The following is a 26,142-nucleotide window of genomic DNA, read 5'->3' on the forward strand; positions in this document are numbered from 1 at the left end:
TATATGGTCAAGTGAAGAAGCGCATACGGTGGATGCCTTGGCAGTCAGAGGCGATGAAAGACGTGGTAGCCTGCGAAAAGCTTCGGGGAGTCGGCAAACAGACTTTGATCCGGAGATGTCTGAATGGGGGAACCCAGCCATCATAAGATGGTTATCACACACTGAATACATAGGTGTGTGAGGCGAACCAGGGGAACTGAAACATCTAAGTACCCTGAGGAAAAGAAATCAACCGAGATTCCCTTAGTAGTGGCGAGCGAACGGGGATTAGCCCTTAAGCTTCTTTGATTTTAGCGGAACGCTCTGGAAAGTGCGGCCATAGTGGGTGATAGCCCTGTACGCGAAAGGATCTTAGAAGTGAAATCGAGTAGGACGGAGCACGAGAAACTTTGTCTGAATATGGGGGGACCATCCTCCAAGGCTAAATACTACTGACTGACCGATAGTGAACCAGTACCGTGAGGGAAAGGCGAAAAGAACCCCGGAGAGGGGAGTGAAATAGAACCTGAAACCGTATGCGTACAAGCAGTGGGAGCCTACTTTGTTAGGTGACTGCGTACCTTTTGTATAATGGGTCAGCGACTTATTTTCAGTGGCGAGCTTAACCGAATAGGGGAGGCGTAGCGAAAGCGAGTCTTAATAGGGCGTCTAGTCGCTGGGAATAGACCCGAAACCGGGCGATCTATCCATGGGCAGGTTGAAGGTTAGGTAACACTGACTGGAGGACCGAACCGACTACCGTTGAAAAGTTAGCGGATGACCTGTGGATCGGAGTGAAAGGCTAATCAAGCTCGGAGATAGCTGGTTCTCCTCGAAAGCTATTTAGGTAGCGCCTCGTGTATCACTGCTGGGGGTAGAGCACTGTTTCGGCTAGGGGGTCATCCCGACTTACCAAACCGATGCAAACTCCGAATACCAGCAAGTGTCAGCACGGGAGACACACGGCGGGTGCTAACGTCCGTCGTGAAAAGGGAAACAACCCAGACCGTCAGCTAAGGTCCCAAAATCCTGGTTAAGTGGGAAACGATGTGGGAAGGCTTAGACAGCTAGGAGGTTGGCTTAGAAGCAGCCACCCTTTAAAGAAAGCGTAATAGCTCACTAGTCGAGTCGGCCTGCGCGGAAGATGTAACGGGGCTCAAACCAGGTACCGAAGCTACGGGTTCAACGCAAGTTGAGCGGTAGAGGAGCGTTCTGTAAGCCTGTGAAGGTCAGTTGAGAAGCTGGCTGGAGGTATCAGAAGTGCGAATGCTGACATGAGTAACGACAATGCGAGTGAAAAACTCGCACGCCGAAAGACCAAGGGTTCCTGCGCAACGTTAATCGACGCAGGGTGAGTCGGTCCCTAAGGCGAGGCTGAAGAGCGTAGTCGATGGGAAACGGGTTAATATTCCCGTACTTCTAGTTACTGCGATGGGGGGACGGAGAAGGCTAGGCCAGCAAGGCGTTGGTTGTCCTTGTTTAAGGTGGTAGGCAGAGATCTTAGGTAAATCCGGGATCTTAATGCCGAGAGCTGATGACGAGCTTTCTTTTAGAAAGCGAAGTGGTTGATGCCATGCTTCCAGGAAAAGCCTCTAAGCTTCAGGTAACTAGGAACCGTACCCCAAACCGACACAGGTGGTTGGGTAGAGAATACCAAGGCGCTTGAGAGAACTCGGGTGAAGGAACTAGGCAAAATGGCACCGTAACTTCGGGAGAAGGTGCGCCGGTGAGGGTGAAGTATTTACTACGTAAGCCCATGCCGGTCGAAGATACCAGGCCGCTGCGACTGTTTATTAAAAACACAGCACTCTGCAAACACGAAAGTGGACGTATAGGGTGTGACGCCTGCCCGGTGCCGGAAGGTTAATTGATGGGGTTAGCGCAAGCGAAGCTCTTGATCGAAGCCCCGGTAAACGGCGGCCGTAACTATAACGGTCCTAAGGTAGCGAAATTCCTTGTCGGGTAAGTTCCGACCTGCACGAATGGCGTAACGATGGCGGCGCTGTCTCCACCCGAGACTCAGTGAAATTGAAATCGCTGTGAAGATGCAGTGTATCCGCGGCTAGACGGAAAGACCCCGTGAACCTTTACTATAGCTTTGCACTGGACTTTGAATTTGCTTGTGTAGGATAGGTGGGAGGCTTTGAAGCGTGGACGCCAGTTCGCGTGGAGCCATCCTTGAAATACCACCCTGGCAACTTTGAGGTTCTAACTCTGGTCCGTTATCCGGATCGAGGACAGTGTATGGTGGGTAGTTTGACTGGGGCGGTCTCCTCCTAAAGAGTAACGGAGGAGTACGAAGGTGCGCTCAGACCGGTCGGAAATCGGTCGTAGAGTATAAAGGCAAAAGCGCGCTTGACTGCGAGACAGACACGTCGAGCAGGTACGAAAGTAGGTCTTAGTGATCCGGTGGTTCTGTATGGAAGGGCCATCGCTCAACGGATAAAAGGTACTCCGGGGATAACAGGCTGATACCGCCCAAGAGTTCATATCGACGGCGGTGTTTGGCACCTCGATGTCGGCTCATCACATCCTGGGGCTGAAGCCGGTCCCAAGGGTATGGCTGTTCGCCATTTAAAGTGGTACGCGAGCTGGGTTTAGAACGTCGTGAGACAGTTCGGTCCCTATCTGCCGTGGACGTTTGAGATTTGAGAGGGGCTGCTCCTAGTACGAGAGGACCGGAGTGGACGAACCTCTGGTGTTCCGGTTGTCACGCCAGTGGCATTGCCGGGTAGCTACGTTCGGAAGAGATAACCGCTGAAAGCATCTAAGCGGGAAACTTGCCTCAAGATGAGATCTCACTGGAGCCTTGAGCTCCCTGAAGGGCCGTCGAAGACTACGACGTTGATAGGTTGGGTGTGTAAGCGCTGTGAGGCGTTGAGCTAACCAATACTAATTGCCCGTGAGGCTTGACCATATAACACCCAAACAATTTGGCTGTTAGACGGTAAGTCGACAGTAAAGCCGAAAATCTGCACGAACACGCAATACCTTGATCACATACCCAATTGGCTGCAGCGGCTAAACCCCGAAGCAGCAACTGAATTGCTTGACGACCATAGAGCGTTGGAACCACCTGATCCCATCCCGAACTCAGTAGTGAAACGACGCATCGCCGATGGTAGTGTGGGGTTTCCCCATGTGAGAGTAGGTCATCGTCAAGCTCCTTTCCCAAACCCCCGATCCGCGAAAGCGGGTCGGGGGTTTGCTTTTGGGCTCTGGAAAACCGTAGCAGGCACTTAGGCTTGAGATGTGTTGGGTGCTTGAGATCCGGCTGTCGAACCGCTGGGGTTGGAGGCAGGAATAGACAGTGCCTCAGCAGAAGGGCCTTGTGCGGCCTGTATCCAAGTCCACGCTATTGCTTCAGATAGCACCAGTGATCGTGGCGGACGTTGCCGACAGGGGATGGCTGCTTTGCAAGCCGTGCAGCGATCTCTTTTCTCTGGCGATGATATGAGCCGGGCCACAAGCATGGGACGGCAAACTGCAGGAGTCTCTCGAGATTCAGGCTGCGTTGCAGCTCAGGCAGTCTCGTCGACCCGCTCGACTGACAGCTCACAGCGACATCCATCGCTCGTTTAGAATAAATACTTTGCTCGGATATTTGCCATGCCGGAATCGGCTGCTACGCCAGGGCTTGAGGAGGTTCCGCTCGAGCAGCTGGCCGCTTGTCCTGAATGTGACCTGCTGATGCTCAAACCGACGCTCAATCTCGGCGAGGTCGCCGAGTGCCCGCGTTGCGGTTGTGAGCTGTTTCGCTTGCGCCATCGTATCGTCGGGCCTGGAATGGCCTTGGTGCTTGCCGCGTTGCTGTTGTACTTCCCCGCCAATTTTCTTCCCATCATGCAATTGAATCTGCTTGGCAGGGTCACCCAAGATACCGTCTGGAGCGGTGTGCTGAGCCTCTATAACAGCGGCATGCAAGGCATTGCCGTAGTGGTATTTCTTTGCAGCATGGCGGTGCCGTTGCTGAAGCTGCTGTGTCAGCTCGCAGTGCTGTCGTGCATTGCTTTCGATCGAGCAAAGCCATTAGGCGTGGCGCTCTATCGGACGTATCACCATCTACGTGAATGGGGAATGCTGGAGGTCTATCTGCTCGGTATCTTGGTATCGATCATCAAGCTCAGGGATATGGCCGAGCTTAGCCTTGGTATTGGGCTGGCGTGCTTTGCCGGTCTGCTGGTCGTTCAGGTCTGGCTAGAGTTGGTGATGTCACCGCACCAGGTCTGGGAAGCCTTGTCGGAGCGTCGCGATGCGCGCCGCTGATGCCGGGTTGATGGTTTGCCACGAGTGTCACCAGCTCAATCGAGCCGACGCCGGTCAGCGTCATCAGCGCTGCATCCGCTGTGGCGCCCGCGTGCATATGCGCAGGCCCAATAGCATCGTTCGAACCTGGGCACTTTTGATCACTGCAGCACTGCTCTACCTGCCTGCCAATCTTCTGCCGATCATGACGGTGCGCATGCTCGGCAGCGGCACGCCGGATACGATCATGTCCGGCGTCGTCACCCTGGCCAAGCACGGCATGTTTCCGATTGCCGCTGTCGTGTTCATCGCCAGCATTCTGGTACCGACCTTCAAGCTGGTCGGGATCGCAATGCTGCTGTTTTCGGTGCAGCGCCACCATCCGATGTCGCCGCGCCAGCGGATATTGGTTTTTCGCTTTATCGAGTGGATCGGACGCTGGTCCATGCTCGATATCTTCGTCATCGCGATTCTGGTGGCAATCGTCAATTTCGGCAGCCTTGCCAGCGTTGAAGCCGGCTTCGGCGCAATAGCCTTCGCCAGCGTGGTCATCCTGACCATGCTGGCTGCGATCACGTTCGACCCTCGTCTGATCTGGGATAACACGGAATCCGGGAACAAGCATGACTGACCTGCCACAAGCCAATACCCGTCCTGCCTCAAGCTGGTCGGCCATCTGGATTCTGCCGCTGATCGCTCTGATGATCGGAGCGTGGCTCGCCTGGCAGGCCTATAGCGAGCGAGGCATCCACATCGAGGTGGTCTTCGAGAGTGCCGAGGGTATCGAGATCGGCAAGACGTCGGTGCTCTACAAGGGCATGACGATCGGTGTCGTGCGTGATCTGCGCCTAGGCGACGATGAGCGTCGGCAAGTCGTGGTTGCGGACATCGAGATGAACAAGGACGTCGATGGCTACCTGCGCAGCGGTACGCGCTTCTGGCTGGTCAAGCCCAGCGTCACGCTAGCCGGGATCACAGGCCTGGAGACGCTGGTGTCGGGCAACTATATCGGCATCAGTCCTGCCGATGGCGAGCCGACCAAGCGTTTCGTCGCGCTGGCGGAAGAGCCGCCGATGTCCGACAGCCGTATCGGCCTGCACCTGACGCTCAAGGCCGAGCGGCTTGGCTCGCTGAATCGCGGCAGCCCGGTGTTCTATCGGCAGATCCAGGTTGGCCAGGTGAAGAACTACGTGTTGGCCGAGGACGACAGTACCGTCGAGGTGCAGCTGTATATCCAGCCGGAGTACGCGCATCTGGTGCGCAAACACACGCGATTCTGGAACGCCAGCGGTGTCACCGTGGACGCCGGGCTGACGGGGGTGAAGTTTCGTACTGAGTCGCTGGCCAGCATCGTGGCCGGCGGCATCGCCTTTGCCACGCCAGCGCACCGCAAGGACAGCCCAGCCACCGACCCGAGCATTCCGTTCCGTCTTTACGAGGACTTCGATGCCGCCCAGGCCGGTATCAAGACGCTCGTATCGCTGCAGGATTTCGACGGGCTGCAGGCCGGTCGCACGCCGGTGATCTACAAAGGCATGCAGGTCGGTTTGCTGAAGAAGCTGGATATCGATTCGGACCTCAGCGGCGCGCAGGCCGAACTCTCCATCGACCCGCTGTTCGAGGACTATCTGGTGGAGGACACGCAATTCTGGGTGGTCAAGCCATCGGTATCGGTCGCCGGCATTTCCGGGCTCGAGGCCCTCGTGCGCGGCAATTACATTTCGGTTCGCCCTGGCGAGAAGGGCGCCGAACCCCGGCGCAATTTCGTCGCGCGCGCCAAGGCGCCGCCTCTGGATATCCGTTCGCCCGGTCTTCACCTTGTGCTGACCGCCGACAATCTCGGCTCGCTGGATGTCGGCAGCCCGGTCCTCTACCGGCAGGTACGGGTTGGCTCCGTGCAGAGCTACCAGTTCTCGCGCGACCAGCAGCGGGTCGTGGTTGGCGTGCATATCGAACAGCCCTATGCCGACCTGGTGAACAGCTCGAGCCGGTTCTGGAACGCCAGCGGCATTTCCCTGACCGGCGGACTATCCGGCATAGAGGTGCGCAGCGAATCACTGCAGAGCCTGCTGGCGGGGGGCATCGCCTTCGAGACGCCGGATCCGCACGCCTCGGCCACCAGGAAAGTGCCCCGCTTTGAATTGCACAAGGACAGGGATAGCGCGATACGACGCGGTACCTCGATTGAGATTCGCCTGGACCGCGGCGACGGCCTCGGTGCCGGGACGCCGATCCGCTACAAGGGGCTGGAGGTCGGCGAGGTTGACAGTGTCACGCTGAGCGACGACATCGGACACGTAGTGCTGCAGGCCCGGATTACCGCTGCGGAGTCACGGATTGCTCGTGCGGGCACGCAGTTCTGGGTCGTACGGCCCGAGCTGGGGCTCATGCGCACCGCCAATCTGGATACGCTGATCAGTGGTCCCTATCTTGAGGTTGCTCCCGGCAAACCGGGTGCGGCCGCTCAAGCGCGTTTCGTGGGCCAGGAGCGTGAGCCGCAGAAGGCTGGTGAAGGGCTCGCCCTGGTCCTCAGCGCTGCGCGTCTGGGTTCGATCAAGCCGGGTAATGCGGTGACCTACCGCGAGGTGAAGGTCGGTGAGGTGACTGGCTTTGAGCTCGGTCAGACTGCCGACCGTGTGCTGATCCGTGTACTGATCGAACCACGCTATGCCGCGCTGGTGCACACCGGCAGCCGGTTCTGGGAAACCAGTGGCTTCGGTGTCGACTTCAGCCTGTTCAAAGGTGCCAGCCTGCGTACCGATTCGTTGGAGTCGCTGATCGAGGGCGGCGTTGCCTTTGCCACGCCTGATGGCGAGCGCATGGGGCAGCGAGCCTTGCCAGGGCAGACCTTTGCCTTGTTCAAGGAGCCGCAGGAGGAGTGGTTCGACTGGGCGCCGAAGATCGAGCTGGGGCAAGCTGCCAGTGGCAGGTGACGCGCTGGCTTGGTGATCTAGGTATTGGAGGGCCTAGCCCGTCCTACGGCGAGAGCCGGATGCGCATAAAAAAGGGCCCCTTGGGGCCCTTTGTCGTTCAGGGAGATCAGGCCGGCTCTTCGGCCCTTTGGGCTGAAGCAGTGTGCTCACTGGCGCCCGTTTCGCGGCGGCTGATGTATTTCCAGTCCGCCTCATCGATGTAGATGCCGGCCGGCCCGCTGCCGCCTTCCAGGTCGATGGCGACGTGGGCCGAGACTTGCGGCTTGACCGAAGCGAGGATCGGCACGAAGCCCAGCTGCAGGCTGGTTTCGATCAGCGCCTGCTGGTTGCGCTCGTCGATGTCCGCCGCCTCGTCGAGGTAGTAGGGTAGGCGGATGCGTCCGGCCTGCTCGCGGTCCATCAGGTGCAGCAACAGATACATGTTGGTCAGCGCCTTGATGGTCATGGTGGTGCCGTTGGACGCCGCACCGTCGATGTCGGTGTGGATCACCGGCTGGCCGCCAACCTTCGTGATCTCGAACGCCAGCTCGAACAGGTCCTTCAGGCCCAGCTGGTTGTTGTTCGCTGCCACCAGCCGCGCCAGATACTCCTTGGCTTCCTCGTTCTTCGCGTCCTGTTCGGAAGACTGGGACAGATCGAACACCGAGAGCGTCTCGCCTTCCTCGTATTGCCCGGCGCTGTGGATGATCTGATCGATATGCTTGAGCGCATCCTTGTTCGGCGCCAGCACGATGCGGAAGCTCGCCAGGTTGGAAACCTGACGCTTGTTGATCTCGCGGTTGAACAGCGCCAGCTGGTGTTCCAGGCTTTCGTAGTCGCTACGGATATTGCGCAGCGTTCGAGCGATGTCGGTGACCGCGGCACGGCGGGCCTTGGCCAGGGTCAGCGCCTCGTCCTGGCGATGCGCGTAGGCGTTGACCAAGAGTTGCAGGCGGCGCTCGGGGTCTTCCTCGCTATCGAACTTGGCTACGCCCTTCAGGCGCACCTGGGCATACAGCGCCTCGATCTGGCCGTCGACGCGCTGTAGCGCCTGCCAGCTGTCCTGGTAGTCGTTGAGCAGCGGCAGCAGGTTGTCCAGCGAGTCGTCCACCGGGTCCATGAAGGGCGTGCCGAACGGCAGGTTCGCCGGTAACAGCTGGCGGCGGCGCAGGGCATCCTCGAGCGTGCGTTCCTTGGCTTCCAGATCGGCCAGCTGGCGGCCGACCAGCTGCAGCTTGGCGGACAGGTGCTGGACGCGCTCGGCGAAGGCGTCACTGGTGCGCTTGAGTTCTTCCTGGGCGGCCTCGGCCTGCGCCAGCTGTTCCAGCTTCGCCGGCTCCTCGGCGGCCAGGGTCTGGCTGCGGCGGAAGTCTTCCAGCGCTTTCTGCGCATCCAGCACGGCCTGGTACAGCGCCTCGGCCTGGGCCTTGCTCGCCGCGCGGTCGACGGCCACGGCATGCTGGGTCTTGAGCTGCTTGAGCTCGCGCTCCAGGCGATCCTTCTGGTCGCGCAGGGCGGCACGGTCGGCGAGCGCCTGCAGCGCCGGTGGCTCGATATGCGAAAGGTCGATGGACAGGCCCGGCACCGAGAAGGTGTCGCCCTTGAAGCGATCCAGCACGGCCTCGACCGCCTTGACCCAGTCGTCACCCTCGGCAGTGATGCCTTTTTCGCCGAGCGGCAGGCTGAACAACTGGCCGTTGAATAGGCGCATCAGGCGGTCGACATCGGCCTGGGAGAACTCCTCGCGCAGGCGCGAGTAGCTGTTGTTGTCCGCATGGTCGAGCTGCTGCTTCACCGACTTCAGGCGCTTTTCCAGGTCGCGCAGACGTTCGTCGAGGTCCTCGCTGGAGAACTGGCGGGATTGCGCCAGCGCACCGGCCAGCTCGTCGTGGGCGTCCTTGGCGGCGAGCAGCTGCTGCTCCAGCACATGGGCGTCCTCGACCAGGGCGAAACGGTTCTTCAACACCGCCAGCTCGCCGAGCCAGCGCTGGGCTTCGCTGATCTCGCGTTCCAGGCGCATCAACTCGCCGGTCGAGCCGCGCTGTTCGTTCTGCAGGCCGTCCTGCTCGCGACGGTAGTGCTCGGCCTGGATCACCAACTCTTCCTTACGCGCATCGGCGTAGTCGTGCCACGTGCCGAGCAGGTTGTCGAGCAACGGCGACAGGCGATGCAGCTTGCCGCGCAGCAGCTCGCGCTGGGCGACACCGGAAGCCAGCGCCTCGACCAGCGGGCCGGCGGCCACCAGCGCCTGGTAGTCCTGCTCCATGCGGCGCACATCGCGGAAGGCTTCTTCGGTGGCGGCGATGTAGTCGACGCTGCCCGAGCGCAGGCTGTGCTCGAAGGCATCGAGGAACAGCTGCTTGAGCTTGGCAGCCGTGATCTCCCGCATATGCAGCAGGTTGATGAACAGCGCGCGGAAGGTCTTCAGGCTCTGCTCACTGGTCGAACGCAGCGGGATCAGCGTCATATCCAGCGGAATCGAGGTATGCCCGCCGACCAGCAGCCGGCGTAGTTCGTCCGGCTTGGCCTCGAAGGCCTTGATGCCGGCGCGCTCGAGGTTGGCGAACAGCTCGCGCTGGCGCAGGCAGGTGCCGTTCTGCTGGTAGTGGTCAAGATCCAGCGAGCCCTGGTAGACGAAGAACTGGTGGCCGAAGCCGCCGCCGGGGCCGCGTCCGGCCACGCCGATCACGTGCGGGCCGTGGGGCAGCATGACTTCGACGAGGATGTAGCTGGTGTCCGAGGCGAAGTAGAACTTGCGCGACTGTTCGAGACTGTACTTGCCGAAGCTCATGTCCGACATGCGCGCCAGGATCGGGAACTGCAGCGCGTTGATCGACGCAGACTTGCCCAAGTTGTTGGCGCCGTAGACCGACAGCGGATTCTCCAGCGGAAAGATGCCGAGGCTGTAGCCGGCAGTGTTCAGCAGGGCGAAGCGGCGGATGCCGTAGCGTTCCTGGCTCATGCTTCAAGCTCCTTTTCTTCGGCGATGGCGCGGGCCAGGGCGTCCTCTTCGGACTCTTCCAGCGGCTCGTCGATGAGGATGATGTCGTCCTCGCTCTCGTCTTCGGCGATCAGCTCGGGTGCCGGCAGCGGCAGGTCGCTGCTGTGCAGGCTGGCGGCGAGATCGCGGTCCTGCTGCACCGACAGGCAGACGTCGAGGAAGCGGTGCATCGGCGGCAGGAAGCGGTAGACGCCGTTGCTGTCCTCGGCGAAGCCCAGCTGTGTCAGGCGGCGGATAACCTTTTCTTCCAATTCTTCCTGGGTGGTGACTTCGGCCTGCAGGAACAGGTCACGGTACTTGTCCAGCAACGCCGGCAATTCATCGCGGCCAAGGCTGCCACCGTCGAGCACGGCCAGCGGATCGCGACCCTGGTCGGCCAGGTGCTCGACGAGGATAAAGGTGAACAGCGCCAGGCGCTGGGCGGTCTTGTTCACCTGTGCGCCCATCTGCTCGGGGACGAAGTAGTAGAAACCGCGCGGATCGCAGACCAGCTCGAAGCCGAGCGCCTTGAACAGCGCGCGGTACTGGTCCTGCATGTTCGACAGCTGCGCGTAGGGCTCCGGCTCGCTGCGCGACAGGTGATAGCCCTTGAACAGCTCGCGGAAGATCGGCGCCAGCTGGGTCATTTCCTTGAGGTCGATGTTCATAGATGTGGCTCACATGCAATCGTAGGGTGGAAAACGGCGAAGCCTTTTCCACCGGAAAGTTCGGTGTCAGCGGTGGACAAGCTGCGCGTTGTCCACCCTGCGTAGGGATTAGCCATTCGCATCGGCCACCAGCGCAAAGGAGCTGAGGCTGACGCGGTGCTCGCGGGTCAGGTACTCGCGACGTTCCAGGCGATCGCGCTGGAAGCGGCTGTCGCGGGACAGGCGCGAGAACCAGTAGAGCAGCTCGTCGGTGGCGCCTTCTGGTTCCTGCTCCAGCAGCCAGGCCATCAGGTCCGGCAGCGGCAGTGCCTGCTGGCAGCGTTCGATCATCTCTCTAGCGGTGCGCGGTGCGCGCGGCTGCTCGCCCTTGCGTTTGCCGCTGGCCCGCGGGAACTGCGCCGGCTTCGGCTCGAAGCGGGCCAGGGCATAGACGTAGGCTTCGACCTGGCTGGCGGTGCCGAGAAAGGTGCTCTGCGGACGGGTGAACAGCGGCAGCGAAGCCTGCGGCACGGCATCCAGGCCCTTCTTGCGGATCGCTGACAGCGCCAGCGCGGCGCCGCGGGTCACGGCGTTGTGCCGGCGCGCTTCCTCGCGCAGCGGCAGCAGCAGCTCGCGCGCCTTGCGCAGGGTCAACTGGGCGGTGGTCTGCATCTCGAGGATGCGCGCATGGGTGCGCAGCAGGAGATCGTCATCGACCAGTTGCCCGAGGCGCTGCTGCTCGCCGAGCAGCTTCATCAGCACCTGCTCGACGCGGTGCACGCCCTGCTCGAAGGCACCGTCGGCGGCGACCAGCTGAATCATCGGCTCGACGTACTCGTCCCAGGTCGCCAGCACCTCGGCATAGCGCTGGCGCAGTGGAATCTGGCGGTCGCTGGTCTTGGCCCGGTCGGCCACGGCAACCAGCGCCTGCTCGTCGTTATCGAGCTTCTTCAGCACGTCGCGCACGCGCATGTCGAGCAGGCGCAGCTGGCGCGCCAGATCATTGCCGTCGCGAATCTCGAAGGCATCGAGGATATGCCCGGCCAGGCGCTCCAGGTGGCGCAGGTAGGCTTCGATCTCCAGGCACAGGCCGAGACGGTGCTCGCGGCGCAGGTAGGCGAGGAAGTCGTGGATCTGCGCGTTCAGTTCGAAGCGGTTGGGGCTCTTGGCCACCGGCACCAGGATGTCCAGGCGGATCCACTGATCGAGCAGGGCAGTGATATCGGTGGGCGTGCCTTCGGGCAGTTGCGCGGCCAGCTGATGACGAAGTTCGACCAGGCTCAGGGTGCCGGCGTCGAAACGCTCGCACAGTGGCTCGAGCAACGTCCAGTGTTCGGCGAGGGCACGCAGTACGCGCTTGGGTTCGATCATCGGGGCGCCAGTCCAGCCAGTGAAAAAGCGCGAATTGTACTGCATTGAGCTTCGGGTGAAGGCCCGCCCGGCGACTGGAACACGCACTGCGTGACGACAGGCGGGTAATTCACCCGAACGTCATCGCACCTGGGCTAGGCTGTCTGCCATCGGCGTTAGCCGCCGATAGTGGCATTACCGGATGTCCTGAATGATGACGAAGTGTTGAAAAACTATTCCGATATGCGTTGGTAATCGGCACAATTCGCGGCTTTTGCAAACGGGGAGCTGCCGGCTCCCGCCGGGCGAACTACCTGGGGGCACCCTAGACATGATCAAGACGCCGTATTACCTCATCGATAAACAGAAGCTCCTGGGCAATCTGGAGAAGATCGCCTACGTGCGCGAGCAGTCCGGCGCCAAGGCCCTGCTGGCCCTCAAGTGCTTCGCCACCTGGTCGGTGTTCGACCTGATGCAGCAGTACATGGACGGCACCACCTCGTCCTCGCTGTACGAACTCAAGCTCGGCCGGCAGAAGTTCGCCGGCGAAACCCACGCCTACAGCGTGGCCTGGGCCGACGACGAGATCGAAGAGATGGTCGCCAACTGCGACAAGATCATCTTCAACTCCATCGGTCAGCTGGAGCGCTTCGAGGCTGGCACCGAGGGCACCATCCGCGGCCTGCGGGTCAATCCGCAGGTGAGCAGTTCCGACTATCTGCTGGCCGACCCGGCGCGGCCGTTCAGCCGTCTTGGCGAGCACGATCCGGCGAAGATCGAGGCGGTGATCGGCAAGATCAGCGGCTTCATGTTCCACAACAACTGCGAGAACAGCAGCTTCGAGCTGTTCGACCAGATGCTGACCACCATCGAGGAGCGCTTCGGCCACCTGCTGGAGAAGGTTGAGTGGGTCAGCCTCGGTGGCGGTATCCACTTCACCGGCGAAGGCTATCCGCTGGATGCCTTCTGCGCGCGGCTGAAAGCGTTCTCGGGAAAATTCGGCGTACAGGTCTACCTGGAGCCGGGCGAAGCGGCGATCACCATGAGTGCGTCGCTGGAAGTCACGGTGCTCGACACCCTGTACAACGGCAAGAATCTCGCGGTGGTCGACAGCTCGATCGAGGCGCACATGCTCGACCTGCTGATCTACCGCCTCAACGCCAAGATGGCGCCCAACGACGGCGAGCACAGCTACATGGTGTGCGGCAAATCCTGTCTGGCCGGCGACATCTTCGGCGAGTACCAATTCGATCGTCCGCTGGCCATCGGCGATCGGCTGTCGTTCATCGACGCGGCAGGCTACACCATGGTCAAGAAGAACTGGTTCAACGGCCTGAAAATGCCGTCCATCGTGGTAAAGCAGCTCGACGGCAGCGTCGAGGTGGTTCGTGAGTTCGACTTTAACGATTACCTGTCCAGCCTTTCCTGAGGCCGCAGTACAAGGGGGTGAAACAATTGAAGAAAAACGTTCTTATCATTGGTGCAGGAGGTGTCGCCAAGGTGGTGGCCCATAAGTGCGCGCAGCACAACGACGAACTCGGTCGTATTGCTATCGCGTCGCGCAACATCTCCAAATGCCAGGCCATCATCGACAGCGTGCAAGCCAAGGGCGGGCTCAAGCAGCCCGGCGAAATCAAGGCCTATGCGCTGGACGCCATGGACGTGGAAGCGACCAAGGCACTGATTCGTGAAACCGAATCGCAGATCGTCATCAACGTCGGTTCTGCCTTCCTCAATATGTCCGTGCTGCGCGCCTGCATCGACACCGGCGCCGCGTATCTCGATACCGCGATCCACGAAGAGCCGGGCAAGATCTGCGAAACGCCGCCGTGGTATGGCAACTACGAGTGGAAACACCTGGCCGAGTGCCAGGAAAAGGGCGTCACCGCCATCCTCGGCGTCGGTTTCGACCCGGGCGTGGTCAACGCTTACGCTGCCCTGGCGCAGCAGGAATACTTCGACAAGATCGAGTCGATCGACATCCTCGACGTCAACGCCGGTTCCCACGGCAAGTATTTCGCCACCAATTTCGACCCGGAAATCAATTTCCGCGAATTCACCGGTCAGGTTTACAGCTGGCAGAACAGCCAGTGGACGACCAATCGCATGTTCGAGGTCAAACGCACCGACGACCTGCCGGTCGTGGGCGAACAGAGTCTCTACCTGACCGGCCACGACGAGGTGCACTCGCTCTCCAAGCACCTCGATGTACCGAACATCCGCTTCTGGATGAGCTTCGGCGAGCACTACATCAACGTCTTTACGGTGCTGAACAGCCTTGGCCTGCTCTCCGAGCAGCCGGTGCGCACCGCCGAAGGCCTGGAAGTGGTACCGCTCAAGGTGGTCAAGGCCGTATTGCCCGATCCCGCCTCGCTGGCGCCGGGCTATACCGGCAAGACCTGCATTGGCGATCTGGTCAAGGGCACGAAGGACGGGCAGCCTCGCGAGCTGTTCATCTACAACGTCGCCGACCATGAAGAAGCCTATGCCGAGACCGACAGCCAGGGCATCTCCTACACCGCCGGCGTACCGCCGGTTGCCGCCTCGCTGCTGGTAGCGCGTGGCGAGTGGGATGCGCAGCGCATGGTCAACGTCGAAGAGCTACCGGCCCAGCCGTTCCTCAAGCTGCTCGATGTGATGGGTCTGCCAACCCGCATCAAGGATGAGCGCGGCGATCGGGCCTGGGATCAGGCTTGATCGGCTGCGCGTCGGCCCTGCTGCGTTAAAAACAGGCTCGGAATGCTCATGTACAAAAGTACATTCCGCTTCCTCGCCTGTTTTTGCCTTGCATGGCTCTAGCTCGCTCGATCAACACAAAGCCCGCCTAAAGGCGGGCTTTGTGTTTTCTGGCGTAGGGTGGAAAACCGCGAAGCGTTTTCCACCAGCGTTCCCCTCCGTCGGTGCAAAAGCTTCTGCCGTTTCCCACCCTGCGCGACGACTACCCACGCCAAACGCAGCTTCGCCTTCCCGCTTTGTTCATTTCACGCGACAATCCGCGGACTACAGCGCCCTCCGAGAGGCGCTCGGCAGCCGTGAGGATTTCCTATGAGCAGCAATGATCGCGTCATCATCTTCGACACCACCCTGCGCGACGGCGAGCAGAGCCCCGGCGCGTCAATGACCGCTGAGGAAAAGCTGCGCATCGCCCGGGCGCTGGAGCGGCTGAAGGTGGACGTGATCGAGGCCGGCTTCGCCATCGCCAGCCCCGGCGACTTCGCCGCGGTGAAGCTGGTTGCCGACAACATCAAGGACAGCACCGTGTGCAGCCTGGCGCGCGCCGTCGATGCCGACATCGAGCGTGCCGCCGAAGCGCTGGCCGGCGCCAATTCCGGGCGCATCCACACCTTTATCGCCACCAGCCCGATCCACATGCAGTACAAGCTGCGCATGCAGCCGGATCAGGTGGTCGAGCAGGCGGTGCGCGCCGTGAAGAAGGCCCGCAGCCTGTGCGCCGACGTGGAATTCTCCTGCGAGGATGCCGGTCGTTCGGAAATCGACTTCCTCTGCCGCATCATCAAGGCCGCCATCGACGCCGGCGCCCGCACCATCAACATCCCGGACACCGTCGGCTACGCGATCCCGCATCAGTACGCCGACACCATCCGCCAGCTGCTCGAACGCATTCCCAACGCCGACAAGGCGGTGTTCTCCGTGCATTGCCACAACGACTTGGGCCTGGCCGTGGCCAACTCCCTCGCGGCGGTGGTCGCTGGTGCACGCCAGGTGGAGTGCACCATCAATGGCCTCGGCGAGCGTGCCGGCAACGCCGCGCTGGAAGAAATCGTCATGGCGATCAAGACCCGTCAGGACCTGATCAATGTGCATACCCGCATCGAGACCGAACACATCCTCGCCGCCTCGCGTCTGGTGTCGGGTATCACCGGCTTCCCGGTGCAGCCGAACAAGGCCATCGTCGGCGCCAACGCCTTCGCCCACGAGTCGGGCATCCACCAGGACGGCGTGCTCAAGCACCGCGAAACCTACGAGATCATGTCCGCCCAGTCGGTCGGCTGGAACGCCAACAAGATGGTCATGGGCAAGCACTCTGGCCGCGCCGCATTCCGTTCGCGCCTGGACGAGCTGGGCATCGTGCTCGAAGGCGACGAGCTGAATGCGGCGTTCGCCCGCTTCAAGGAGCTGGCCGACAAGAAGCACGAAATCTTCGACGAAGACCTGCAGGCGCTGGTCTCCGACACCCTGGCTGACGAAGCGCCAGAGCACTTCAAGCTGGCCAGCCTGGAAGTGGCGAGCAAGACCGGCACGATCCCCGAAGCCAAGCTGGTGATCAGCGTCGACGGCGCCGAGCGCAGCGCCCAAGCCCAGGGCTCCGGCCCGGTTGACGCCACTTTCAAAGCCATCGAGGCCGTTGCCGAGTCGGGCGCCACGTTGCAGCTGTATTCGGTCAATGCCATCACTCAGGGCACCGATTCCCAGGGCGAAGTGACCGTGCGGCTGGAGAAGGGCGGGCGCATCGTCAATGGCAACGGCGCCGATACCGATATCGTCGTCGCCTCGGCGAAGGCTTACCTCAACGCGCTCAATCTGATGCAGGTCGGCGCCAAGGCTCACCCACAGGTGGAAGGCGTTTGATCAACGAAGCCCGGCGTCGGGCCTACCTCGACGCCATGCAGGTAGCCAGCTGGCTGCCGCGTACCGAGCTGCCCTTTGCTGCACCGTCGCGGCCGGAGTTGCTGTTGCCGGTCGAGCTCGAGACGGAGCCGGATATTGCTGTCGCTCCGCCAGCCGAGGTGCTGGTGGCCGCGCCGGTGGTGGAGCGGGCACCCGCAGCAGCTGCAGTCGAACCGCCGCAGGCGCCGCGCCCACGTATCGCCATGCCGGAACCCAAGCAGCCGGAACCGGTTGCTGCTGCGGCAGAAGAACAAGCAGCCGAGCCGGCCAAGCCCATCGAGCCGCCGCCACGTTTCTCGCTGCAGCTGATGCGCGCGGGCAACGTGCTGCTGGTGGTTGAACTGCCCACCGGCGAATCCTTCCAGAGCCGCGACCCGGCCTACATCCTGCTCAAGGACCTGCTGCGCGCCGCGCGCCTGCCGGACAAGCCGCAGCAGGTCGGCGATGGCGAGCCGATTCGCTGGCCGCTGCTGAACAAGGGCAGCCTCGACCAGGGGGGCGAGGCCGCGCGCGATTACGTGCAAGGCGTGATGGCCGCCGAGCTGGAAAACATGGGCTGCGATTGCATCTGGCTGATCGGTCGTCCGGCGCTGCGTTTCGCCGGTGAAGTGGATGTCGACGCCTGCTATCGCGAGCTGGCTGTCGAAGGGCTCGGTCGCGCACTGGCGATGCCCGGCCTGGAACAGTTGATGGAGCAGCCGGCCGCCAAGGCCGAGCTGTGGAAAGCCCTGCGCCGCAGCATGCCGCGCTGGCACATAGGTTCATGAGTACGCGTGATGAGTGATGCTGTCAGCTTCCGCCCGATGACCGCGGCGGATATCGAAACCGTGTTGAAGATCGAGTACGCCGCCTTCAGCCATCCCTGGACGCGCGGCATCTTCAACGATGCGCTGAGTGCCTACGAGTGTTGGGTGATGTTCGAAGGGGAGCAGCAGGTCGGTCATGGTGTGATCAACCTGATTCTCGACGAGGCGCACCTGCTCAATATCACCGTCAAGCCGCAGAGCCAGGGCCGCGGTCTCGGCCTGCGCCTGCTCGAGCACCTGATGCAGCGTGCCCGGGAACGTGGCGGGCGCGAGTGCTTCCTTGAGGTACGTGCGAGCAACACCACGGCCTATCGGCTTTACGAACGTTATGGCTTCAACGAAATCGGCCGGCGCCGTGCGTACTACCCGGCGGCAGACGGCCGTGAAGATGCGCTGGTGATGGCCTGTACGTTGCTGGATTGATTGCTGCGGGCTTCGGCTTTTGTGCTGAGTTCGCCGGCGCCACGATCACGGTTGCCGACCTCTGACTGTCGCCAGCCTCGGTAGGGTGGATCACGCTTCACCGATCCACGCGAGTTCGCGTCATGGTGGATGTAAAAAGCGACATCCACCCTACGCCCACTGGACTGATCCTGCGGGCCGAGGCCCCGGCTCTTGGGCGGCGCTCGTCGGCGCCCACGTCTCGCTGTTGCCAGCCACGGTAGGGTGGATCACGCTTCACCGATCCACGCGATTTCGCGTCATGGTGGATGTAAAAAATCGACATCCACCCTACGCCCACTGGACTGATTGCTGCGGGCCGAGGCCCCGGCTCTTGGGCCGGCGCTCGTCGGCGCCCACGTCTCGCTGTTGCCGATCGACTGTCGCCAGCCTGGTAGCGTGGATCGCGCTTCACCGATCCACCATGCTCGCGTCATGGTGGATGTAAAAAGCAAACATCCACCTACGCCTACGCAAGGCAGCCGAGGCCGCCTTATAAGTTCCGCGGCCCTGTCGCTCTGCCTACCGAGTGCGGAATGGCCCCGCTCTATTCCCCCGGCCGCTTGTCCCGGCCCGAATCCAGTGGGGCTTCGCCTTCCAGCTCTTCGTCGGACAGCACGCTGTCATCCTCGCGCAATACCGCCTCGCCGCCGCTGAGGCCAGTGTCTTCGTCGCCTTTGGCTGGGCCATCCCAGGGTTTGCCATCGAGTGGGTCGTAGCGGCCGAGTTCGGCTTCGTCGAGGTCCACGTCGGCGCCGATCTCATGCTCGGACACCACGCTCAGGTCCTGGTCCGCAGGGCCGCCATGGCCGCGTTCGCTCGGCGAGCGCGCGCCATCCTCGGGGATCAGCGTTTCCGGCGCCATGTCGTCCATGGTGGTTTCGCCATCCGGTACTTCGCCGGCCGTCATGCCTGCCTCGGCGGCGCGTTCGGCGGTGAACTCGTCCGCCATCTGCTCACCGGGCACTTCGTCACCGATGCGGCCCTTGCGCTCGTCGCGGCGCTGGTCGAAGTCGAGCTGTTCGATGGAGCCCATGCGGTCTTCGGTGTCGTCGATTTCCGTCGGGGTGTAGGGTTTTTGATCGCTCATGATCGTCTCCTGTCAGGACGTCGGTCTTGCAGGTTGTGACCCGACGGCTCGGGGAAGATTCAGGCTCGCCGGCTGGCTGGATCCAACATTCGGGTCCATCCTTCCCCCGCCATAGATGCATGACCGTATTGGTGAAAAAGGGGGACGAACCACCGCGCGTTATCCGGAGTCCTACTCTGCATGAACGATCAAAACGACCAACCCGCGCCAGAGCCTCGGCGCTACGCCTTCTTCTTCGATGTCGACGGAACGCTGGCTGAGATTCAGCCGCGACCGGAACTCGTCTTCATTCCACCGGCCACGCTCGCGGCCCTGGAACGCCTGCATGCTGGCGGCATTCCTGTCGCAGTGATTTCCGGTCGCCCGCTTGCGCAGCTCGATGCGCTGCTGGCGCCCCTGCAACTTCCCGCTGCCGGTGTGCACGGTGCCGAGCGCCGCGATGCTACGGGAGAGCTGCGCAACCTGGCACTCGACAAGCAGGCGTTGGAGCGCATCCAGCGCGAGTTGCAGCAGGCTTGCAGCGAACATCCCGGGCTGCATCTGGAGAACAAGAGCGTCGCCTTCGCCCTGCATTTCCGTCAGGCGCCGGAACTGGAGGAGATTGCCCGCACCCTGGCCGAAGACTTCGCCCAGCGTTACGCCGAGGTACTGACCCTGCAGCCCGGCAAGTGCGTGTTCGAACTCAAGCCCCGCGGCGCGAGCAAGGGCGAGGTGATCCGCGCCTTCATGCAGGAAGCGCCGTTCGCCGGCCGCACTCCCGTGTTCCTTGGCGACGATCTCACCGACGAAGCCGGCTTTGCCGCCGTCAATGCGCTCGGCGGTCGATCCATCAAGGTCGGCGACGGCGCCAGCGAGGCCCACGAACGGGTGGCGTCGGTGGCTGCCGTCGGCAGCTGGATCGAAGCGCTGCTGAACGAACTCGGTGTGCCGGCCGAGCCCAGAACAAAACCCGACTAGAGCGAGATTTACTGCCATGAGCCGTTTAGTAGTGGTTTCCAACCGCGTGGCGCCAATCAAACCGGGCAAGGTAGCCGCCGGAGGGCTGGCCGTCGGTGTCTACGACGCGCTGCGCCAGGCCGGTGGCATCTGGTTCGGCTGGAGCGGCGAGATCAATGCAACGCCAGCCATCAACACCGAGGAAGTGGGCAACATCACCTACGTCACACTGCCGCTGAACAAGCGTGACTACGATCAGTACTACCGTGGCTTTTCCAACAACACGCTCTGGCCGATTTTTCACTATCGCATCGACCTGGCGCGCTACAGCCGCGAAGAGTACGACGGCTACCGACGGGTCAACGGCATGCTGGCCGAGAAGCTCAAGCCGCTGCTCAAGCCCGACGACATCATCTGGATTCACGACTACCACCTGATCCCGTTCGCCGAAGCCTGCCGCCAGCTGGGCATCCGCAACCGCATCGGCTTCTTCCTGCACATCCCGTTTCCCGCACCGGAGATCCTCACCGCGATTCCGCCGCACAACGAGCTGCTGAAGACCCTTTGCTACTACGACCTGATCGGCTTCCAGACCGATACGGACCGCCTGGCCTTCCAGGACTACATCACCCGCGAAGTGCGTGGTGTGATCGAGCCGGACGGCAGCCTGACCGCCTACGGGCAGAACTTCCGCGCCGGGGTGTACCCGATCGGTGTGGTGCCGGACGAAATCCAGAAACTCGCCGAAGGGTACAAGGGTCGCGCCCATCCCATGCGCCGGGCGAGCGACGCGACGCGCCAGACCATCATCTCGGTCGACCGCCTGGACTACTCCAAGGGCCTGGTGGAACGCTTCCGCGCCTACGAAGAGTTTCTCGACCGCTATCCAAAACACCGCAACAACGTCGAATTCCTGCAGATCGCGCCGACCTCGCGCTCCGACGTGCGCACCTATCAGCACATCCGCGAACAACTCGAAAGCCAGGCCGGGCACCTCAACGGGCGCCTCTCCGATCTCGACTGGACGCCGCTGCATTACCTCAACAAGAGCTATGACCGCCGGGTGCTGATGGGCCTGTTCCGCACCGCCGACGTCGGCTTCGTCACGCCGCTGCGCGACGGCATGAACCTGGTCGCCAAGGAATACGTCGCCGCGCAGGACCCGGAAGACCCCGGCGTGCTGGTGCTCTCGCGCTTCGCCGGTGCCGCACGCGAGCTGACCTCGGCGCTCATCGTCAACCCGTACGATTGCGTCGGCATGGCCGAAGCGCTCGACCGTGCCCTGAGCATGCCGCTGGCCGAGCGCAAGGACCGCTACGAGCACCTGATGCGCGCCATTCGTGCCGCCGATCTGGATGCCTGGCGTGACAACTTCATGCGTGACCTGCGCTCGTTCGTCTCCCAGCCCAGCACCACGGTCATCGAAACGGAAGAACTCGTCGAGCCAGATTGAACGCCCGCGCGAGCCGGCCTTGCTTGTCAAAGGCCGGACCGGCTCGTAAGGTGCGGGGCCGAACCATAGGGACAACGTAGATGAGCGAGCTGGAACCGCTGTTCGAGAACAACGCCCGCTGGGCCGAGGCCATCAAGGAAGAAGACCCCGCCTTCTTCGAAAAACTGTCCAAGCAGCAGGCGCCGGAATACCTGTGGATCGGCTGCTCCGATGCCCGCGTGCCCGCCAACGAGATCGTCGGCCTGCTGCCGGGCGATCTCTTTGTTCATCGCAACGTCGCCAATGTCGTGCTGCACACCGATCTCAACTGCCTGTCGGTGATCCAGTACGCGGTCGACGTGCTCAAGGTCAAACACATCCTCGTTACCGGCCACTATGGCTGCGGTGGTGTGCGCGCCTCCATGCGTGATGACCAGCTGGGCCTGATCGACGGCTGGCTGCGCAGCATCCGCGACCTCTACTACGAGCATCGCGTGCACCTGGCCAAGCTGGCCAGCGAAGAGGAGCAGGTCGACCGCCTCTGCGAGCTGAACGTCATCCAGCAGGTCGCCAACGTCAGCCACACGACCATCGTCCAGAACGCCTGGCACCGCGGCCAGCCGCTGGCCGTGCACGGCTGCATCTACGGCATCAAGGATGGCTTGTGGAAGAACCTCAACGTCACCGTCAGCGGGCTCGATCAGCTGCCGTCGCAATACCGCCTGCGTCCGCCGCGTAACGCCTGATGAACAGCCGCCACGCCCCGGCATTCGCCGGTCTGCTCATCGCCGTGCTCTGCTGGAGCGGCAACGCGCTGGTGGCGCGTGCCTTCTATGACCAGATCCCGCCGCTGAGCCTATCGTTCTGGCGCTGGGTGCTGGCTACCTGCCTGTTGCTGCCCTTCGTGGCGAAAGGCATCTGGACCCATCGAGCGGCCTTGCGTGCCGCCGGCTGGCGCCTGCCGGTGATCGCCGCGCTCGGCATCGCCAGCTACAACTCGCTGCTCTACACCGCTGCGCAAAGCACCGAAGCGATCAACCTGACGCTGGTGAACACCTGCCTGCCACTGGCGACCTTTATCGGCGCGGGCTTCCTGCTCGGTGAATGGCCGCTGCGCCGCGCCTGGTTCGGCATGGCCGTGGCGGCGGCGGGGCTGCTCTACCTGATCAGCCGTGGCAGCTGGCAGACGTTCGCCAGCCTGTCGTTCAAGGCCGGCGACCTCATCATGCTGCTGGCCGTGCTGGTGTGGGCGCTGTACACGCTGCTGCTGCGGCGCTGGTCGAGTTTCCTCACTGTCCCCCCGCTGGTGCTGCTCGGCGTGCTGATGCTGCTTGGGGTGCCGCTGATCCTGCCGTTCTACCTGTACGAACTGAGTCGGGTAGGGGGCTTCGCCGCCACACCGGCCAACCTCGGCGCCATCGGCTACACCGCCGTGTTCGCCTCGCTGATCGCCTACCTCGCCTGGAACCACGGCGTAAAAGTCGTCGGCGCCGCCAAGGCTGCCATGGCCAGCTACCTGATGCCGGTCTTCACCGCGCTGCTCGGCTGGCTATTACTCGGCGAAGCCCTGCAGCCCTTCCACTGGATCGGCGGCGCGCTGATCTTCGCCGGCCTGCTGTTGGCCACACGCCCGTCGTTCCGCTAGGCCGCGAAGCATTCCGACCTAGACGGGCTCACCTACGCGGCCCACCAGCGCGGTCCGAGCTAGGCGCCCCCGCCTACGCGGCCCGACCGTTCGTAACTAACCGTTTGAAAAGGATAAAAAATCTGCGGAGCCAGGGTTGACAGCCCAAACCGACCAGAGAATAATGCGCGCCACTTGGCTACATAGCTCAGTTGGTTAGAGCGCAGCATTCATAATGCTGATGTCCCAGGTTCAAGTCCCGGTGTAGCCACCAGACACAGAAAGGCGGTTAGCGAAAGCTAACCGCCTTTTTTGTTTTGTCCGGTGACTACGCGCTGGCTACGGCTCGCTTTGGCAAGGATGCTATGAAGAATATCGCCGTATGGTTGTTCAGAACTGCAATGGTTTTAGGTGCACTTGGGTGGTCTGCCCTTGGTTTGCTGGGTACGGAATGTCTGTTCTTTCTCGGGTCTGAAGACAACCAGATCGAATGTTTTGCCGTCGCTTTCTATGTTTATCAGCTCCTTTTGCTACCGGCGACCGTGTTGTCGCTCGTTGCTTTTGTGTGGCTGACGAGGCGGCAGCACAATGCGGCTTTGCTCTTGATCATCATCCCGTTTCTGTTTGTTAAGTTTCACTTGTTCTGAGTCGGAGCTTTCGCTTCTGTTCGAAGTGCTTGCTCTGTAAGTGCGCAGATAAGCGAAGTGCTGATTCCAGATGATCCGCAAAAGGCGGCTCATAGCGCGTAGCCCTCGTGACTGGCGATCCTTCCTCGCGTTTAGTTGCCGCCCACTAGACATCCCAAGGCCCCTGGCCAAAGCTAGCCGCCTTTTTCGTTCCATCTATTTGCTGTTCCGTTTACCGAGGTAAACCATGCCTGACCGTTTTGATGAAATCCGTGCCGAGCGGGATGTTCGTTCCGTGGAGCCGTCCGTTTACAACCGTGATCCCCACGCCGGATTGTGGAAGCAGATCGCGTTGGGGATTGTGGTGGGTTATCTGGCGTTGGGCGTTTTGAGTGCCGTGGGTTGGGCGGTGTTTGTGCGGTTTGCGTTGGGTAGTCTGCAGATTGCTGTGCCGTGAAGGTTAGGGCGATAGGCTAGTGAGCAGAGTCTTGTGAAGGCCGCGGTATCAGAGGGCTGTGGCGCCTTAGATAGCCGTTGACGCTGCCCATGGCGCGGCGCAGAATCGGCGCCATTTCGCGGGGAGCCATCCTCCGCTAGCGGTTTTTCTTTGGTGTCTTAAGGGCGTGTGATGAATACGTTGCTATCTGCGGTCTCGGTGGTGGTTTGTATGCTGGCAATCAGTGCGGGTGTGATGCTGGATGTTCGCAGTAAGCCGAGCGATGAGGCGAAGCGGGCGTATACCGCGGAGCGTGTGAATGAGATTCTGCGGCGCGGCACCAAGCAGGGCTGAGTCGAGAGGCGAAGCAACGGATAGAAGAAGAGGCGGCCCGAGGGTCGCCTTTTTCATGCCCGGAAAAAAGCCGGGCGCGGGGCCCGGCGAAGTCCAACGAGGAGAGGTGCTGCGGCGTGGGTGCCTACCAGAGCGGCAGGCTGTAGCTGACGATAAAGCGGTTTTCGTCCAGGTCGCTGCCAAAGTTGCTGCGGGTGGTGGCGTTGCGCAGGCGCAGGCCGAGGTTTTTCAGTGGGCCGCTCTGGAACACGTAGGCGATGTCGGTGTTGCGCTCCCAGGTCTTGCCTTCGCTGGCGCCCGCGCCGCGGTCGACGTTGTCGCCGGAGAGATAGCGGGTCATCAGGCTCAGGCCGGGGATGCCCATGGCGGCGAAGTCGTAGTCGTAGCGAACCTGCCAGGAGCGTTCGTCCTCGTTGCCGAAGTCGTTGATCTGTACCAGGTTGACCAGCGAGTTGTCGCTGCCGGCGATGTAGGCGAAGCCGGTGTCGCCGTTGAGCTGCTGGTAGCCGGCGCCGAAGGCGTGGCCGCCGAGCTTGTAGGTGAACATGGCACCGAAGGCATCGGCGTCGACGTTGCTGCCGCCGTCGTCGGTCTGATGCACGTAGCGCAGGTCGCTCTTGAAGCTCTGCTTGTCGCCGAGCGGCAGCACGTGGACCAGGCCGAAGTTGTGCTCCTTGTAGATGCCGTCAAGCCCGCCGTAGTAGTAGCTGGTGCTCAGCTCGGGCGACCAGGCGTAGCGCGCGCCGGCGAAGAGGAATTCGTCGCTGCTGGTCTGGCGGCCGAACTGGATGTTGCGCCGGCCGCCGTTGAAGGCGGTCATTTCCTCGTTATCCGAGGAGTTGCGCTGGTTGACGCGGTCGAGCTTGCCGAGGTCCAGGGTCAGGCCGTCGATCTCCTTGCTCTGCAGCCAGGCACCGCGATAGGTCTGCGGCAGCAGGCGGCTGTCGTTGCGCATCACCACCGGCAGGATCGGTTGCAGGGTGCCTACGTGCAGGGTGGTGGCGGACAGCTTGGCCTTGGCGGTGATGCCAGCGGAGCCGTAGTCGTCCTGGGCGCGGTTGGGCGCTTCGCGGTCGCTCTGCAGGATGCCGGTGCCGACGCGGTCGGGGCTGGAATCGAGCTTCACGCCGAGCAGGCCGATGGCGTCGACGCCGAAGCCGATCGGGCCTTCGGTGTAGCCGGATTCCATTTTCAGCATGAAGCCCTGGGCCCATTCCTCGGCCTTGGATTGGCCATCGCCGGAGCGGAAGTCGCGGTTCATGTAGAAGTTGCGCAGGTCGATGCTGGCCTTGCTGTCTTCGACGAAGGCGGCGCTGGCGGGGCCGGTGGCGATCACTACGGCGCCGCCGCAGAGGATGTGGCAGAGGGATTTGTGGTGCGGTCGCATGGTATTTCCTCTTGTTGTTGTTTTGGGCCGCTCTCGGGCGGCTACAGGGCATAGAGCGAAAGGCGTGCCAGTGGCGGGAGCGCCGGCTTTGATCGGCTGAATGCCTTGCGCCAGAGCGGTTGCGTGGTGCGGTGGCAGGCCTCGGGTGCGGTCAGGGAAGCGTCCGGCTGGCTGGACATGTATGGCGTGCGGCCTGCTTTGGCGGGGCGGTGTCCAGCGCAGCGGACGGTTTGAGGAGGAGGCGCCGGCCGGGGAGCTGGCGCCGGTT

At 62.0% G+C, this 26,142-nt stretch carries 20 protein-coding genes, 1 tRNA gene and 2 rRNA genes; 18 read left to right on the plus strand and 5 right to left on the minus strand.

Annotated elements, in window-relative coordinates; all coding sequences use genetic code 11:
• Nucleotides 1–5: 5 nt before the first annotated feature.
• From PSEST_RS05085 to PSEST_RS05105, 5 genes are all read left to right on the plus strand, one after another.
• Nucleotides 6–2,896: ribosomal RNA gene (locus PSEST_RS05085) — 23S ribosomal RNA — on the plus strand.
• Nucleotides 2,897–3,027: 131 nt separating this feature from the next.
• A 5S ribosomal RNA gene (gene rrf, locus PSEST_RS05090) occupies nucleotides 3,028–3,143 on the plus strand.
• 445 nt (nucleotides 3,144–3,588) lie between these two features.
• Entirely contained in the window at nucleotides 3,589–4,245 is a 657-nt protein-coding gene (locus PSEST_RS05095; protein ID WP_015275941.1) for a paraquat-inducible protein A, read from the plus strand.
• Nucleotides 4,232–4,855, plus strand: coding sequence for a paraquat-inducible protein A (locus PSEST_RS05100; protein WP_015275942.1), 624 nt, complete (start codon nucleotides 4,232–4,234; stop codon nucleotides 4,853–4,855). Before PSEST_RS05095 ends, PSEST_RS05100 begins: the two co-directional genes overlap by 14 nt.
• Complete coding sequence (locus PSEST_RS05105) at nucleotides 4,848–7,157, plus strand: PqiB family protein (RefSeq protein ID WP_015275943.1); 2,310 nt, start codon at nucleotides 4,848–4,850, stop codon at nucleotides 7,155–7,157. Before PSEST_RS05100 ends, PSEST_RS05105 begins: the two co-directional genes overlap by 8 nt.
• Nucleotides 7,158–7,263: 106 nt before the next feature.
• Here PSEST_RS05105 and mksF read toward each other — a convergent pair whose 3' ends face one another.
• From mksF to mksB, 3 genes are all read right to left on the minus strand, one after another.
• Complete coding sequence (mksF, locus tag PSEST_RS05110) at nucleotides 7,264–10,098, minus strand: Mks condensin complex protein MksF (protein WP_015275944.1); 2,835 nt, start codon at nucleotides 10,096–10,098, stop codon at nucleotides 7,264–7,266.
• A complete protein-coding gene (gene mksE, locus PSEST_RS05115) occupies nucleotides 10,095–10,784 on the minus strand; it encodes an Mks condensin complex protein MksE (RefSeq protein ID WP_014819293.1) in 690 nt (229 codons plus the stop codon). Before mksE ends, mksF begins: the two co-directional genes overlap by 4 nt.
• 108 nt (nucleotides 10,785–10,892) lie before the next feature.
• Entirely contained in the window at nucleotides 10,893–12,179 is a 1,287-nt protein-coding gene (gene mksB, locus PSEST_RS05120; RefSeq protein WP_041756488.1) for an Mks condensin complex protein MksB, read from the minus strand.
• Between the two features lie 265 nt (nucleotides 12,180–12,444).
• Between mksB and PSEST_RS05125 the strand changes: the two genes are divergently transcribed.
• From PSEST_RS05125 to rimI, 5 genes are all read left to right on the plus strand, one after another.
• A complete protein-coding gene (locus tag PSEST_RS05125; protein ID WP_015275946.1) occupies nucleotides 12,445–13,542 on the plus strand; it encodes a carboxynorspermidine decarboxylase in 1,098 nt (365 codons plus the stop codon).
• A gap of 26 nt (nucleotides 13,543–13,568) precedes the next feature.
• Nucleotides 13,569–14,810 (plus strand): saccharopine dehydrogenase family protein, encoded by a 1,242-nt coding sequence (locus PSEST_RS05130; protein WP_041756490.1) that lies wholly within the window; start codon nucleotides 13,569–13,571, stop codon nucleotides 14,808–14,810.
• Between the two features lie 348 nt (nucleotides 14,811–15,158).
• Entirely contained in the window at nucleotides 15,159–16,703 is a 1,545-nt protein-coding gene (locus PSEST_RS05135; protein WP_015275948.1) for a 2-isopropylmalate synthase, read from the plus strand.
• Complete coding sequence (locus tag PSEST_RS05140) at nucleotides 16,700–17,509, plus strand: hypothetical protein (protein WP_015275949.1); 810 nt, start codon at nucleotides 16,700–16,702, stop codon at nucleotides 17,507–17,509. Before PSEST_RS05135 ends, PSEST_RS05140 begins: the two co-directional genes overlap by 4 nt.
• A gap of 9 nt (nucleotides 17,510–17,518) precedes the next feature.
• Nucleotides 17,519–17,971, plus strand: a complete 453-nt coding sequence (gene rimI, locus PSEST_RS05145) for a ribosomal protein S18-alanine N-acetyltransferase (RefSeq protein WP_015275950.1) — start codon at nucleotides 17,519–17,521, stop codon at nucleotides 17,969–17,971.
• 565 nt (nucleotides 17,972–18,536) lie between these two features.
• Here the strand turns inward: rimI and PSEST_RS05150 are convergent.
• Entirely contained in the window at nucleotides 18,537–19,079 is a 543-nt protein-coding gene (locus PSEST_RS05150; protein WP_015275951.1) for a hypothetical protein, read from the minus strand.
• A 180-nt stretch (nucleotides 19,080–19,259) separates the two neighbouring features.
• Between PSEST_RS05150 and otsB the strand changes: the two genes are divergently transcribed.
• From otsB to PSEST_RS22265, 8 genes are all read left to right on the plus strand, one after another.
• Nucleotides 19,260–20,036: a trehalose-phosphatase gene (otsB, locus tag PSEST_RS05155; protein WP_015275952.1), complete on the plus strand. Its 777-nt coding sequence runs from the start codon at nucleotides 19,260–19,262 to the stop codon at nucleotides 20,034–20,036.
• A gap of 16 nt (nucleotides 20,037–20,052) precedes the next feature.
• Nucleotides 20,053–21,468, plus strand: a complete 1,416-nt coding sequence (gene otsA / locus PSEST_RS05160; RefSeq protein WP_015275953.1) for an alpha,alpha-trehalose-phosphate synthase (UDP-forming) — start codon at nucleotides 20,053–20,055, stop codon at nucleotides 21,466–21,468.
• Between the two features lie 80 nt (nucleotides 21,469–21,548).
• Nucleotides 21,549–22,193: a carbonate dehydratase gene (can, locus tag PSEST_RS05165; RefSeq protein WP_015275954.1), complete on the plus strand. Its 645-nt coding sequence runs from the start codon at nucleotides 21,549–21,551 to the stop codon at nucleotides 22,191–22,193.
• Nucleotides 22,193–23,092, plus strand: coding sequence for a DMT family transporter (locus PSEST_RS05170; protein ID WP_015275955.1), 900 nt, complete (start codon nucleotides 22,193–22,195; stop codon nucleotides 23,090–23,092). The genes can and PSEST_RS05170 overlap by 1 nt, the downstream gene beginning before the upstream one ends.
• A 176-nt stretch (nucleotides 23,093–23,268) precedes the next feature.
• Nucleotides 23,269–23,345, plus strand: a tRNA-Met gene (locus tag PSEST_RS05175).
• A 91-nt stretch (nucleotides 23,346–23,436) separates the two neighbouring features.
• Nucleotides 23,437–23,718 carry a hypothetical protein gene (locus PSEST_RS05180; RefSeq protein WP_015275956.1) on the plus strand — a complete coding sequence of 94 codons (282 nt, stop codon included), beginning with the start codon at nucleotides 23,437–23,439 and terminating at the stop codon, nucleotides 23,716–23,718.
• Nucleotides 23,719–23,944: 226 nt separating this feature from the next.
• Complete coding sequence (locus PSEST_RS05185) at nucleotides 23,945–24,154, plus strand: hypothetical protein (protein ID WP_015275957.1); 210 nt, start codon at nucleotides 23,945–23,947, stop codon at nucleotides 24,152–24,154.
• Between the two features lie 171 nt (nucleotides 24,155–24,325).
• Entirely contained in the window at nucleotides 24,326–24,487 is a 162-nt protein-coding gene (locus tag PSEST_RS22265; protein ID WP_015275958.1) for a hypothetical protein, read from the plus strand.
• A 124-nt stretch (nucleotides 24,488–24,611) separates the two neighbouring features.
• On the opposite strand, the gene PSEST_RS05190 is transcribed toward PSEST_RS22265, so the two are convergent.
• On the minus strand, nucleotides 24,612–25,874 hold the full coding sequence (locus PSEST_RS05190) for an OprD family porin (protein WP_015275959.1): 1,263 nt from the start codon (nucleotides 25,872–25,874) through the stop codon (nucleotides 24,612–24,614).
• Nucleotides 25,875–26,142: the final 268 nt, after the last annotated feature.

It is taken from the genome of Stutzerimonas stutzeri RCH2 (genome assembly GCF_000327065.1).
Classification (GTDB): domain Bacteria; phylum Pseudomonadota; class Gammaproteobacteria; order Pseudomonadales; family Pseudomonadaceae; genus Stutzerimonas; species Stutzerimonas stutzeri_AE.